Here is a 13,137-nt window from a genome sequence, read left to right as displayed (position 1 = left end):
TCCAGTCATAAAAAACGGGAGCCACAGGCTCCCGCTTCATATTGCATGTCATCGATGTCATAAGAGCACGGCGCCCAGGCTCAGGCAAACCACGATCAGCACTGTCAGGATACCGAGCAGCGGAGCCACCCACTTCAGCCAGCGCACATAAGGCACCTTGGCGATGGCAAGACCGCCCATGACGACGGCGGAGGTCGGGGTCACCAGGTTCACCAGACCGGAGGCAGACTGATAAGCGGTCACCACCAGCTCGCGACCCACGTTGGCGAAGTCGGCCAGCGGCGCCATGATAGGCATGGTCAGCACGGCCAGACCGGATGAGGACGGCACCAGGAAGGAGAGCACCACTTCCAGCACGAACATGACGTTGATGAACACCACTGTGGAGAGACCGGTCACTATTCCTTCTGCGCTGTGCAAAATGGTGTGAGTGATCATGCCGTTGTCCATCACCACCACGATACCGCGAGCGATACCTATGATCAGGGCCACACCGAGCAAGTCGCGGGCACCGTCGATGAAGTTGGTGGTCAGCTCCTCTTCGCTCATGCGAGAGATGACACCGACTATGATGGCGGCGGCCAGGAAGACGCCGGAGATCTGCGCCATCCACCAGCCGAGCACGGCCACCCCGTAGATCATCACGGCGAAGGCAGCGACGAAGATACCCAGCACTATCTTGCGAGTCAGAGTGAACTCCAGCATCTGGTCGCTCTTGTTGCCAAGGAAGTGGGCACGGTTCTCTTCCCACTTGTCAGCCACCAGGGATTTGCTGGGGTCGTTGCGCACCATCTTGGCGTAACGCATCACATAAGCCACGCACAGCAACCAGCCGGCCACCAGCATGGCGACGCGCAGCCAGATGCCGTCGGTGAAGGAGATGCCCGCCGCGTTGGCGGCAATGACGGTGGCGAACGGGTTGATGGTAGAACCCAGAGTACCGATACCGGCACCCAGCAATACGGTCGCTGCGGCTACTACCGGGTCGAAGCGGGCGGCCATCATCACGGGCACCAGCAAGGTGTAGAAGGGCAGCGACTCTTCGGCCATGCCGTAGATGGTGCCCCCTGCGGCGAACAGCGCCATCAGGATCGGGATCATCCACTCTTCACGGCCACGCAGCCGATCGGTGACCCGTTCGATACCGGCATCGATGGCACCCGTCTTGGTCACAATGCCAAGAAAACCACCGATGATCAGGATGAAGAGGGAGACGTCGATGGCGCCGGCCTCATAAGTGTCGTGGTTGTAGAGACCATCGATGGGTGCCAGCAGCACGTCGACTATCCCCTGGGGATTCCCCTCTACCAGCTTGTAGGTTCCGGCCACCGGCACTTCCTTGCCGAGGGCATCGTTCATGATCATGTCGTATTTGCCGGCTGGCACTACCCAGCTCAGGGCGGCCACCAAGGCGATCAGCACAAACAGTATCGTGTAGGCTGACGGGAACTTGAATTTGGTCATGGTCCAGCTTCCTTCTGTGGTGTGGTATCCATGCAAGCTGCGGGTTGTAGGGTTAGAGGTATTATGCCGCCGTCACATGGTCGAAAAGCCGGGGGTTACCCCCCGGCACCACTACTGCGACCTTAGTCGCCCAGCGTAGCAACCATCACTGCCTTGATGGTGTGCATCCGGTTTTCGGCCTCGTCAAACACGATACTGTGCTCTGATTCGAACACGTCCTCGGTCACTTCCAGACCTTTCATCCCATATTTGTCAGCCACTTCCTTGCCCATGGTGGTCTCATCGTTGTGGAACGCCGGCAGGCAGTGCATAAACTTCACATCCGGGTTCTTGGTGGCGTTGATGACGTCCATGTTGATCTGATACGGGGTCATCAGTTTCACCCTTTGATCCCAGGCTTCTTTTGCTTCACCCATGGATACCCAAACGTCGGTGTAGAGGAAATCGGTGCCCAGCACACCCTCTTTCACATCTTCGGTCAGGGTGATGCGAGCGCCGGTTTCTTCGGCGCTCAGGCGGCACTTGGCAACCAGATCCTCTTCCGGCCAGAAGGCTTTGGGGGCAACCAGGCGGATATCCATGCCCATCTTGGCGGCACCGACCATCAGGGAGTTGCCCATGTTGTTGCGGGCATCCCCCAGGTAGGCGAACTTGATTTGATCCAGACGTTTGCCCTTGCCGTGTTCCAGCATGGTCATGAAGTCGGCCAGGATCTGGGTCGGGTGGAATTCGTTGGTCAGGCCGTTCCAGACCGGGACACCGGCATAAGCGCCCAGCTCTTCCACGATCTCCTGGCCGTAGCCACGATATTCGATGCCGTCATACATACGCCCCAGCACACGGGCGGTGTCCTTCATGGACTCCTTGTGACCGATTTGGGAACCGCTTGGGCCGAGGTAAGAGACTTGCGCGCCCTGGTCGAAGGCCGCCACTTCAAACGCACAGCGGGTGCGGGTGGAAGTCTTCTCGAAGATCAGGGCGATGTTCTTGTCGGTCAGGTGTTTGCGCTCATAGCCACCGTATTTGGCTTTTTTCAGGTCGATGGCGAGATCGATCATGTATTGGATTTCGCGTGGGGTGAAGTCCAGCAGTTTCAGGAAGTTACGGTTACGCAGATTAAAAGCCATGATGAGTTCTCTCTCTATATTTGTTCAGACCAGATAGGCAGTAGTGTTGGCTACGCATTCACAGTTCAAATTTGTTCGAGTCACATTCGGGTGCGCTATTGGCTACACACCCACGGTGCGAGTGGCGATGATATTGGTACCGGCTTCTCCCTTGAGGATGGCGAGACCATCTTCCAGCGAGCCGATCCCGACCATGCCGCCAGTCGCTTTGACAAATTCACAGGACGCCTCAACCTTGGGCCCCATGGAGCCGGCATCGAACTTGACGCCAGCCAGTTCATCCGGGCTGGTGACTCGCAGCGGATGCTGGGTCGGCTTGCCCCAATCCAGGTAGACGGCATCGGCATCGGTCAGGATCAGCAGGGCGTCGGCCTTGATCTGCTTGGCCAGATAGGCGGCAGACATGTCCTTGTCGATGACGGCTTCAATACCGGTCAGGCACTGGCCATCCCAGGTCACGGGAATGCCACCACCACCGGTACAGATGATGAGGTGTCCTTGTGCAATCAGGGTTTCGATGGCGTCGCCCTCGACGATGCGCTGGGGCAGCGGGGACGGCACCACGCGGCGGAAGAACTTGCCGTCAGCCTTGACGACCCAGCGCTTCTCTTCAGCCAGGGCGCGAGCTTCCGCTTCCTCATAGACGGGGCCGATAAATTTGGTCGGATTGGCAAATGCCGGATCCTTGGGGTCAACCTGCACCTGAGTCAGCAGCGCGGTCACGTTGCGGCTCGGCATCAGGTTTTTGAGCTCCTGGATCAGCATGTAGCCGATCATGCCCTGGGACTCGGCGCCCAGCACATCCAGGGGATAGGGAGAGACCTTGGTATAGGCGCTGTTTTGCAGGGCAAGCAGGCCGACTTGCGGGCCGTTGCCGTGCACCAGTACCACGTTGTACTCCTGAGCTATCAGGGCGATGGTCTTGGCAGCGGTGGCGATATTCTTGCGCTGGATATCCGCTTCAAGGGGCTCGCCACGACGGAGCAGGGCATTGCCACCCAGGGCGACGACGACAGTTGGTTTTTTCATGAGTGTTGATCTCGAGTCTTGGTATGTGTGGCGCCAGCCTCTGCCGGCGCCACGCCGTCTTGTCAGATGCCGTCACGTTCCATCGGGCAGCTCATGCAGCGGGCGCCGCCGCGGCCACGACCCAGTTCTTCACCCGGAATGGAGAGCACTGTGATGCCGGCCTTGTCATATTTCTCGTTGGTGTAGGTGTTGCGCTCATACCCCACCACCACGCCAGGACGCACTGTCAGCACGTTGTTGGCATCGTTCCATTGTTCGCGTTCGGCTTCGAAGCTGTCACCACCCGTGGTGATGAGCTTGAGCTGATCCACGCCCAGCGCTTTTTCAATGGCGGAAACAAAGTAACCCTCTTCCTTGATGTTCATGCCGGTGGCACCGCCCGGAGTCAGGCTCCAGCAGTTCACGTCCTTGCGGATGACTTCCGGATAGACGGAGAAGGTATCTATATCCATGTGGGTCATAACGGTATCCAGGTGCATGCAGCTGCGGTGTTTTGGCAGTTGCATGGCGATGACCTGTTTGGCCTGACCGTGTTTGAACAGGCTGCGAGCCAGGTGCTCGACCCCTTGCGGCGTGGTGCGCTCGGACATGCCGATGAGCACGGAGCCACGACCGATTACCAGTACATCTCCCCCTTCGATGGTGGAGTTGTCATAGTCATGATCCTCATCACCGAAGTACTTGATGAAGTCCTGACCGGCAAACTGCGGGTGCCAGCGGTAGATGGCCTTCACATGGTTGGTTTCACGGCGGCGGGCGGCCTTGGCCATGGGGTTGATGGAGACGCCACCGTAAACCCAGCAGGAGGTGTCACGGGTAAAGAGATGGTTCGGCAGAGGTTCAATGATGAAATCGGTCGGAGCGTGCATGCCGACGACCATGTTGACGCCACTGTAAGGCATCTCTGAGTAGGTCAGGCCGCCGGAGAGGATGCGGGCCAGCTCACGGTGCGGCATGTCCGCCAGGAAGCAACGCACGTCATTGGCAAGAGAAGAGCCGAGACGATAATCGGAGACCTGATGTTGCAACAGCCAGGTTTTGGCTTCCGGTACATCCAGGGTTTCAGCCAACAGGTTGGTCAGCAGGAAAACTTCGACATTCTGATCGCGCAGTACCTGAGCGAATTTGTCGTGCTCCTGACCGGCACGCTCAACGGACAGGACATCGTCAAACAGCAGATCCTGGCAGTTGGAGGGGGTCAGACGCTTCAGACTGAGGTTGGGGCGGTGCAGCATGACGCGGCGCAATTGGCCAACTTCAGAACCTACATAAAATTTGCTCATGATTATATTCCGTCTAGCAGTGGTCCCTGCGAGTGATTGAATAGATTCCTTCTATTCATGCTCGTGGCTAAGGCGGGATATTCTTTATGTAGGGTACTCAGCTTGTGTTCTATCCTGCCCTTGCCTTTCGAGACCGAGGTTAGACCTGCAAATCACGCCAAACTTGGACATTGATCACATTCAGCCAGAACTGAATAAAACCACAGTTTATTCTTTGACGAGCATAACAGAACTGACAATCTCCCATTCAACAGAACCGCTTGAATAAGCAATTTCCTACACTTTAATTTCATATTTCAGCTTATTTAATTCATTTTAAATCTCGACAGAGTGAAACAAACAAAAACAAAAAACCTTGTTTTTCATATATATAAAGAGAAACTCTTAATCTATTGAATTTAATATTCAAAAAAATGAATTCTTCACTGATTTTAAAGGGAGGGAGACCAAGATAAAAAGTCATAACCGGATCGCCCGCTGAATAATCCTCTTCTTGTCCCAGATCATGGCATTGTGCCAGACCCGCCAGCACAGGCCTGTGCCGCAAGCTGTCAGTGACATACCTTTTATATGGATATGCACAAAACCAGCATCTTGGTCATGCATTTTTCACCGACCCAGCCACACCCTCTTTTCAAACTTTTTTCATTAGTTGAATTTATTTCGCAACCTTGCGTCACAGGCCGACTCGACTTAACTCAGAAAGTGATCCGGATCACGCCCTGTTCTGTCACCAAGGAGATAGTCATGAAGATCAAGTCCCTGTTTCTGCTTGCTGCCCTGGTTCTGCCCGCAACACCGTCCCTGGTCAGCGCGCAAGGCGCCCCCGCCATCCCCATGGTGGTCTGCCATGTGGACAAGGCTCCCCAGATGCTGGTCCCCGAGTATGTCTGTCAGTGGTACGGAGGTCGTCAGCACTACTGAGTGTGAAAGCCAGGAGGAGCTCGGCTCCTCCTGGCTTGTCATGCATCAACCCCCTCCTATACTCAAGGCAGCTATTTTTCATAGGGATAGGGGACTGTCATGATCCTGCTGGTCGGTGGTGAGAAGGGTGGGAGCGGCAAGAGTTGCCTGGCTCAGAATCTGGCAGTCGACCTCAGAACCCGGTTTCATGGCGAAGTGTTATTGGTCGATTGTGACCCCCAGCGCACCACCTCCGACTGGATCCAGGAGCGCAATGACAACCCGGATCTCCCCCAGATCAACTGCGTGCAGCTATACGGCAACATTCGCAACGACCTCCTCAGCCTGAAGAATCGCTACGACTACGTCATCGTCGACTGCGGTGGTCAGGATAACCGGGCTCTGCGCTCCACCATGGCGGTGGCCACCCATGCCCTGATCCCGCTTAGACCCAAGCGCCGCGATCTCAAGACCTTGCCGCACATGGAAGACCTCATCACCACCTGCAAGATGGTCAATCCCACCCTCAAGGCTGCCGTTGTACTGACCCAGTGCCCTGCTCTGCCCAACCAGGTAAAACGCATTCTGGAGGCCAAGGAGGTCTGCTCCTCGTTCGGGGTCGATGTACTGAACGCCATCACCTACAGCCGCAACGTCTATGACGACAGCGAAGAGAAGGGGCTCTCCGTCATGGAGATCGAGCCAGATGGCAAGTCGGCCGAAGAGATCCGGACCATCGCCAAAGAGTTTTTGGATCTGGAGGTGTGAAATGGGCCTTGCCGACCTGAAGAAGAAGCACAATCTGCATCATCAGAAGAAATTCACCATCGACGAGTTTATCGAGGATGCGGATTTCTACGCCAAGGGCAAACCCAAAGTAGTCAGTCTTGAGCTGAGCCTGCATCGGGATGAAGCCCTGACGGCGCTCGCCTTTATCGAGCGTGGCGAACACCTGAAACCCAGCTATAAAAAGGCAACTTTCTCCCTGAGTACGGCGGCCATCGACGAGCTGGGCAACCTGACCCAGCAGGACGGCATGAACAAATCCCTGCTGTTGCGCCTGTTCACCCACTATTTCTCCTCTCTTAGCCCGGAAGAGCGCCAAACCATCTATGAGCGGCTGCAAGAGCACAACTGAATCTCACCGTATTGGCAACCATTCTCATCCCCCCCGCGCCCCTGTTGTGACTCCCTCTCCACTTCCTGAACCCGAGTTAAATGGAGTGTGAGACATTCGCCATTGACTGCGTAAGCCAGGCGCCTGAAAAGACCCCGCGATAGTCGGAAGAAAGGATCGAAAAACCTGAACAATAAATTATTAAGGTAATGATTTTAAAAACAAAAAAACCATAAAGGTTTCCTTCGTAACCAGATCGGTAAAAACGTTTTTCACACTGCCGTTGTCGTCCCTCCTGAAATCCTTATAGTTACTCCTGCACGGACGCAATGAAGTCGGTCAGGAAGACTGGCTGCCAGGGTTGGGCAAATGGACTCACCACAGGATGTGGTAAAGGACACCTCCCAGGACGGAGAAAGTGCGATGGGAACGGATGACTCGTCAGGCCATGATGGCTAAAGGACACCCCAAAGGATTGGGAAGGGGAAACCTAAAGGAAGAGGTATAGTCAGGGATTGCAGGGAGCAACTTCGTTCAAGGATATGAGCGATAAGACTATCGGGGGCGACGCAAGTCGCCCCCATCTTTTTGGCTTTTTTTACCTCGGCCACACCATAGCGCTATTACGCCAGTCGGAAGTGCCCCACGATTTCTCTCAGCCGATCATAAGTCTTCTGCATCGACGCCGAGCTTGCCACCGTCTCTTCCCCGTTGCTGGTCAGCTGACGGATCACCTCGGCAATGGCACTCATGTTGCGATTGATCTCTTCCGCTACCGCACTCTGCTGCTCGGCAGCCGTGGCAATGTGGCTGATGAGATCGTTGATCTCCACCACTTCACCCGCCATCAAGTCCAGCGACTCGTTGACCTTGGTGGTGTTCTCGGCAGCTCCCTGACAACTCTGCTTGGTGTTGCTCATGGCATCCACCACAGTCTGGGTTCCCCGCTGCAAGCTGGCCAGCATGGTCTGGATTTCGGCCGTGCTCTTCTGGGTTCTAGCCGCCAGCGAACGCACCTCGTCCGCCACCACCGCAAAACCCCGTCCCTGTTCACCGGCGCGAGCCGCCTCTATGGCAGCGTTGAGCGCCAACAGGTTGGTTTGCTCGGCAATGCTGCCAATTACCCCAAGCACTGAACCAATCTGCTGCACATCCTGCTGCATGGCTTCGATGGATCGCGCCGTCGCCGCCACCTCGTCCACCAGCGCCATCACGCTGGCCATGGCCTGATCGACTACCTGACGGGATTGATCCGCCAGCTGCTGGCTCTGGCCGGTGAGCTGGGCCGTGCTGGCGGCACTCTCCGAGACGGAAACCGCAGTGCGACTCATCTCGTTGATGGCCGTCACCACCTGTTCGGTCTCGCGCACATGATCCGCCAGCAAGGATTGAGCGGCACCGGTCTGGTTGGCCAATCCTTCGATGCCGGTATTGAGCTGGCCACTCGCCCCCCGCACCTCTCTCATCATCTCCTGCAGACGCTCGATGAAGCGGTTGATGCCGGCCGAGATCTGGCCCAGGTCATCCTTGCTCGTCACCGCCAGTCGGCGGGTCAGGTCGCCGCTGCCGCGAGAAAGCTCCAGCACCAGATCCCGCAACGAGAGGATGGGACGATAGGCCACATTGAGCGCCAGCATGGCAAGCACCAGCACCAGTACAGCCACCGCCAGCAGGGCCATGACAATCTTGCCGTTGAGTGCCTGGGTCATGGCGCGGATATAGTCGAGATCGACATAACCGGTCAGCGTCCAGCTGCTGCCACGAATATCAAGCTGATTGGGGCGAGACTCGCTTTCTCCCTGCGGCTTGCTGCTGTAGAGCACATTGCCCTGACCGTCAGCAAGGGAGAAGTAGCGCCCTTCCCCGCTCACTTTTTCCAGCAGACGCTTGAACTCGCTCATGTCGAGGTAATAAAGGTAGGCAGAATCGGCACCGCGCGGCACCAGTATGGTAATGACCGGCTTGCCATCCACCTGTTGTAACGGGCTGATGGTGATCTGGTTGTTGGCTTCGGGGATCAGCTTGCGCAGGGCATCCACCTTGGCCGCATCGTTGATGACACCGCCCACGTCGAACGCCATGTCGCCGATCACCTTGACGATGTTGTGAAATCCGGTCTCTTCCAGGGTCTTTTTGACGTTGGTCACGCCGAAGTTGAGGTTGGCCGCCAGCAGGATTTTCTGATTGATGTCTCCCGCCAGCTTCTCTTTGACGAGCGCTATCTGTTCATTGATGTTCTGGGTGGACTGGGTACGAATATAACCACTGATAAAGTGATTCACACTGAACCAGGCGGTGCCGATGGTGACCAGAATGGCCAATAGCAGCAAGAGGTAAATCTTGACCTTGAATGGCATGGGTTCCCTCCAGAAGGGAGGGCCGGCATTGCCAACCCTCCCTGCCAATTGTTATTTCTTCTTGGCGTACTTCATGGAGTCCAGAGCCACCGCCAGTATGATGATGCCGCCCTTGATGATGAACTGCCAGTAAGGGCTGACTCCAATATAGGTCAGGCCGTAGTTGATCAGGGTGAAGATGAGCACCCCTGTGATCACGCCGGCAACCGTCCCCACACCACCGGCGAACGAAACCCCACCCACCACGCAGGCTGCGATGGCATCCAGCTCGTACATGAAGCCCAGGTTGTTGGTAGCACTGCCTACACGGCCCGCTTCCAGCATGCCGCCGAAGGCGTAGAAGACACCGGCCAGGGCATAGATCATCACCAGGTTGACTGCCACATTGACACCGGAAACCTTGGCGGCCTCGGGGTTGCCGCCGATGGCGAAGATGTTTTTGCCAAAGCGGGTCTTGTTCCACAGCACCCAGACAAAGACGCTGGCGATGGCTGCATAGAAGGTGAGATACGAAAGCTTGAACCCCCCTATCCGGATAAAGCCCTGCGCGAAACTCGAGAAGCGGGGGTCAAAACCGGCCACCGGCGAGGCACCCACGGAGTCAAAGTAGAGGGAGTTGATGCCGTAGACGATGATCATGGTACCCAGGGTGGTAATGAACGGGGTTACGTTCAGATAGGCCACGATCAGACCGTTAACCAGCCCGATCAACGCCCCCACGGCACACACCAGCAGGATCACCACGGGAATAGGCACTTCCCCCAGGCTGGGAAACACCTTGTTGACGTTGGTCAGCGCCTGCAACATGGTCGCCGCAATCAGCGCCGCCAGACCGACCTGACGACCGGCCGAGAGATCCGTCCCCTGGGTGATGATAATGCCCGCCACCCCCAGCGCTATGATGACCCGCACCGAAGACTGGGTCAGGATGTTGCTGAAGTTGGTGAGGCTCAGGAAGGATGGCTCCTGGATCACTATGACCATGAGCAGCACCAGCAGCACCAAATAGATGGCGTTTTCCTTAAGCGCCTGCATCAGATTGAAATTTTTAGCCGACTCCATAAATGTCTTCCTGTCTCTAGAGGTACAGAGATGCCAGGCGCAGTATCTCGCTCTGGTCAGTTTCTTTGGTGTTGACGATCCCGGCGACCCGGCCATTGCTCATCACCATGATGCGATCCGTGATGCCGAGCAGCTCGGGCATTTCAGACGAGATGATGATGATGCCCTTGTCCTTCTTCGCCAGCTCCAGGATGAGCTGGTAGATCTCGAACTTGGCCCCCACGTCGATGCCGCGGGTCGGTTCATCCAGCATCAGGATCTCCGGCTGGGTCAGCAGCCAGCGGCCGATAATGACCTTCTGCTGGTTGCCACCGGAGAGGGAGCCGATCTGCGTCTGCTGGGTCGGCGTCTTGACCCGCATGGCGTCGATGACCCACTGGGTGTCGCTCTTCATCTTGTTGTTGCTGAGCAGCCCCATGGAGCCCTTGTAGCTGTCCATGTTGGCGATCAGGGAGTTGAAGGCGATATCGAGGCGCGAATAGATACCGGTGGAGCGGCGCTCTTCCGTCACCAGGGCGAAGCCGTTCAAGATGGCCTCATGCGCCGTATGATTCGCCACCACCTTGCCGTGCAGCTTGATGGCACCCGCACTGTGATCGCGAATGCCAAACAGGGTTTCTACTATGTCGGTGCGCTTGGCCCCCACCAGCCCGGCGATGCCGAGGATCTCCCCCTTGTGCAGGTTGAAGGTCACGTCCTGGATGGAGGGCTGGTTTTTGGCTGTCAGATGTTCGACCTCGAGGATCACCTCTTTGGGCTGGTTGGTTTTTTCCGGGAATCGCTGGGTCAGCTCGCGACCGACCATCATGCCGATGATCTGATCCATGGTCATACCCTTGAGTGGCTGGGTTGCCACCCACTGGCCATCCCGCAATATGGTGATCTCGTCACACAGCTGGAAGATCTCTTCCATCTTGTGGGAGATATAGACGATGCCGCAGCCCTTCTCTTTCAGCTTGTTGATGATCTTGAAGAGATGGTTTACCTCTTTCTCGGTCAGGGAGGAGGTAGGCTCGTCCATGATGACGATCTTGGCGTCATAGGAGAATGCCTTGGCGATCTCGATCATCTGCATCTGGGACACGGAGAGCGTGCCCACCTTGACCTTGGGATCGATATCGATATCCAGCTCGTCAAAGATGCGCTTGGTATCGTCATACATCTTGCCGTGGTCGACAAACCAGCCCTTGGTGGGATAGCGACCTAGCCACATGTTGTCCATCACGGTGCGCTGTAATACCAGGTTGAGCTCCTGATGCACCATGGAGACGCCATTTTCCAGCGCCTCTTTGGAGGAGGTGAAATTGACCTCCTGCCCCTTGAAGAAAATCTTGCCCTGATCCTTTTCATAGATGCCGAACAGGCACTTGAGCAGCGTGGATTTCCCCGCCCCGTTCTCGCCCATCAACGCATGCACAGAATGAGGACGGACCCGTAAATTGACATTATCGAGTGCCTTGACGCCGGGAAAGCTTTTACTGACGTCAATCATCTCCAACAGCCATTCTGATTGTTGCTGTGTTGTCATATCAGCCATCACATCTGGTTGAAAAAAGGGCAAGGGGATCTCCCTTGCCCTGGAGGAGGGAGTTACTCGAATTGAGACAGGTTGTCTTTATCCACACCCACGTAGGCAACACGTACGACCTTGTCGACGATAGTCCACTGGGTACCTTCACCGGCCGGCTTGCCTTCAGCCAGATTCTTGGTCAGCTCGAAGGTGGCTTTGGCCTGGTTGGCTGCATCGTTCAGCACGGTGCCCGCCATGGCACCGCTCTTGACCATGGCCAGCGCTTCCGGCAGCGCATCGACGCCGAACACCGGAATGGCGGTCTTGCCCTGGGCTTTCAGTGACTCGACGGCGCCCATCGCCATGCCGTCGTTGTTGGCGATGACCACTTCAATCTTGTTGGCGTTGGGGCCGGAGATCCAGGCATCCATCTTGTCCTTGGCCATGGCGGTATCCCACATACCTGTATCCATGTGCAGCTGCTCCGTCTTGAGACCGCCATCGTTCAGGGTCTTGACGACGTAGGAGGTGCGGGCTTCGGCATCCGGGTGGCCCGGCTCGCCTTTGAGCAGCACGAACTGGATGACGCCATCCTTGTTCAGATCCCACTCGGGATGAGCTTTCCAGTGTTTGGCGATCAGCTGACCCTGAATGATGCCTGACTCCTTGGAGTCGGTACCCACGTAGTAAGCCTTCTCATAGCTGGCCAGATCGGCAGTGCTCGGCTCCTTGTTGTAGAAGACGACCGGAATATCTTCGCCACGGGCCTTCTCAATCACGACAGGGGCAGCCGCCGGGTCAACCAGGTTGATCGCCAGGGCCTTCACGCCCTTGGCCAGCAGCACATCGATCTGATCGTTCTGCTTGGACTGGTCATTCTGGGAGTCATTCATCAGCAGCTCCACACCCGGGTTTGCCGCTGCTTCCTTCTCGATAGCCTTGCGTACCACAGCCATAAAGTTGTCGTCGTACTTGTAAACGGTAACCCCCAAACGGGTTTCGGCATGGGCAGTGGCCCCTGCCATCAGGCTCATCAGTACGGCGGCAACTGTCGTGATTTTTTTCATTGTTATGCTCCGATCTCTCTATCTGTTTTTGTAGGGAATGCTGTACACCAATTGAACTGGCGCCAGCCTAATGTAATCAGTTTGTTGTATGTCGGTCTGTGATCATGGCAACAAAATGAAAACGTTTACACTCTGTTACATAGCAATAAATTCATTAAAAATCATGGTGTTGAAGTTAACCCCGCTTGGTGGGGACCTGAACGTGCCTTTTCGCTACC

Annotated in this window: 11 protein-coding genes; 3 read left to right on the top strand and 8 right to left on the bottom strand. The window is 56.2% G+C overall.

Going from position 1 to position 13,137, the window contains the following annotated elements; all coding sequences use genetic code 11:
- Positions 1–57: 57 nt before the first annotated feature.
- The 4 genes from GWQ29_RS10560 to arcA all read right to left on the bottom strand — a co-directional run bounded on the left by GWQ29_RS10560 (position 58) and on the right by arcA (position 4,903).
- Entirely contained in the window at positions 58–1,464 is a 1,407-nt protein-coding gene (locus tag GWQ29_RS10560; RefSeq protein WP_111588556.1) for a YfcC family protein, read from the bottom strand.
- A 122-nt stretch (positions 1,465–1,586) separates the two neighbouring features.
- Complete coding sequence (gene argF, locus GWQ29_RS10555) at positions 1,587–2,591, bottom strand: ornithine carbamoyltransferase (RefSeq protein WP_275919385.1); 1,005 nt, start codon at positions 2,589–2,591, stop codon at positions 1,587–1,589.
- A gap of 102 nt (positions 2,592–2,693) precedes the next feature.
- On the bottom strand, positions 2,694–3,620 hold the full coding sequence (gene arcC / locus GWQ29_RS10550) for a carbamate kinase (protein WP_087756965.1): 927 nt from the start codon (positions 3,618–3,620) through the stop codon (positions 2,694–2,696).
- 62 nt (positions 3,621–3,682) lie between these two features.
- Positions 3,683–4,903: an arginine deiminase gene (gene arcA / locus GWQ29_RS10545; protein ID WP_058395113.1), complete on the bottom strand. Its 1,221-nt coding sequence runs from the start codon at positions 4,901–4,903 to the stop codon at positions 3,683–3,685.
- A gap of 747 nt (positions 4,904–5,650) precedes the next feature.
- Here arcA and GWQ29_RS10540 point away from each other — a divergent pair.
- From GWQ29_RS10540 to GWQ29_RS10530, 3 genes are all read left to right on the top strand, one after another.
- Positions 5,651–5,827: a hypothetical protein gene (locus tag GWQ29_RS10540; RefSeq protein WP_005318424.1), complete on the top strand. Its 177-nt coding sequence runs from the start codon at positions 5,651–5,653 to the stop codon at positions 5,825–5,827.
- Positions 5,828–5,926: 99 nt separating this feature from the next.
- Positions 5,927–6,574: an AAA family ATPase gene (locus GWQ29_RS10535; RefSeq protein ID WP_265461759.1), complete on the top strand. Its 648-nt coding sequence runs from the start codon at positions 5,927–5,929 to the stop codon at positions 6,572–6,574.
- Between the two features lies 1 nt (position 6,575).
- Positions 6,576–6,944 carry a hypothetical protein gene (locus GWQ29_RS10530; protein ID WP_005318419.1) on the top strand — a complete coding sequence of 123 codons (369 nt, stop codon included), beginning with the start codon at positions 6,576–6,578 and terminating at the stop codon, positions 6,942–6,944.
- A 602-nt stretch (positions 6,945–7,546) separates the two neighbouring features.
- On the opposite strand, the gene GWQ29_RS10525 is transcribed toward GWQ29_RS10530, so the two are convergent.
- Genes GWQ29_RS10525 through mglB form a run of 4 tightly spaced genes read right to left on the bottom strand, consistent with a single transcriptional unit; the run spans position 7,547 to position 12,919 of the window.
- Positions 7,547–9,280, bottom strand: coding sequence for a methyl-accepting chemotaxis protein (locus GWQ29_RS10525; protein ID WP_275919384.1), 1,734 nt, complete (start codon positions 9,278–9,280; stop codon positions 7,547–7,549).
- Between the two features lie 51 nt (positions 9,281–9,331).
- Positions 9,332–10,342 carry a galactose/methyl galactoside ABC transporter permease MglC gene (gene mglC, locus GWQ29_RS10520; protein WP_017412477.1) on the bottom strand — a complete coding sequence of 337 codons (1,011 nt, stop codon included), beginning with the start codon at positions 10,340–10,342 and terminating at the stop codon, positions 9,332–9,334.
- A 16-nt stretch (positions 10,343–10,358) separates the two neighbouring features.
- Positions 10,359–11,879, bottom strand: a complete 1,521-nt coding sequence (gene mglA, locus GWQ29_RS10515) for a galactose/methyl galactoside ABC transporter ATP-binding protein MglA (protein ID WP_021141103.1) — start codon at positions 11,877–11,879, stop codon at positions 10,359–10,361.
- A gap of 53 nt (positions 11,880–11,932) precedes the next feature.
- The gene (mglB, locus tag GWQ29_RS10510) at positions 11,933–12,919 is read right to left on the bottom strand and encodes a galactose/glucose ABC transporter substrate-binding protein MglB (RefSeq protein WP_005318413.1); all 987 of its coding nucleotides are present in this window, start codon (positions 12,917–12,919) and stop codon (positions 11,933–11,935) included.
- Positions 12,920–13,137: the final 218 nt, after the last annotated feature.

This window comes from Aeromonas sp. 2HA2, assembly GCF_029237345.1.
Lineage (GTDB): Bacteria > Pseudomonadota > Gammaproteobacteria > Enterobacterales > Aeromonadaceae > Aeromonas > Aeromonas salmonicida.
This window is presented reverse-complemented; position numbering and strand designations above follow the sequence as displayed.

Coding starts and splice junctions, on each gene's coding strand:
- mglA (WP_021141103.1), bottom strand. CDS start 11,879: ATGGCTGATATGACAACACAGCAACAATCAGAATGGCTGTTGGAGATG.
- GWQ29_RS10540 (WP_005318424.1), top strand. CDS start 5,651: ATGAAGATCAAGTCCCTGTTTCTGCTTGCTGCCCTGGTTCTGCCCGCA.
- GWQ29_RS10530 (WP_005318419.1), top strand. CDS start 6,576: ATGGGCCTTGCCGACCTGAAGAAGAAGCACAATCTGCATCATCAGAAG.
- GWQ29_RS10560 (WP_111588556.1), bottom strand. CDS start 1,464: ATGACCAAATTCAAGTTCCCGTCAGCCTACACGATACTGTTTGTGCTG.
- GWQ29_RS10535 (WP_265461759.1), top strand. CDS start 5,927: ATGATCCTGCTGGTCGGTGGTGAGAAGGGTGGGAGCGGCAAGAGTTGC.
- mglB (WP_005318413.1), bottom strand. CDS start 12,919: ATGAAAAAAATCACGACAGTTGCCGCCGTACTGATGAGCCTGATGGCA.
- arcA (WP_058395113.1), bottom strand. CDS start 4,903: ATGAGCAAATTTTATGTAGGTTCTGAAGTTGGCCAATTGCGCCGCGTC.
- GWQ29_RS10525 (WP_275919384.1), bottom strand. CDS start 9,280: ATGCCATTCAAGGTCAAGATTTACCTCTTGCTGCTATTGGCCATTCTG.
- arcC (WP_087756965.1), bottom strand. CDS start 3,620: ATGAAAAAACCAACTGTCGTCGTCGCCCTGGGTGGCAATGCCCTGCTC.
- mglC (WP_017412477.1), bottom strand. CDS start 10,342: ATGGAGTCGGCTAAAAATTTCAATCTGATGCAGGCGCTTAAGGAAAAC.
- argF (WP_275919385.1), bottom strand. CDS start 2,591: ATGGCTTTTAATCTGCGTAACCGTAACTTCCTGAAACTGCTGGACTTC.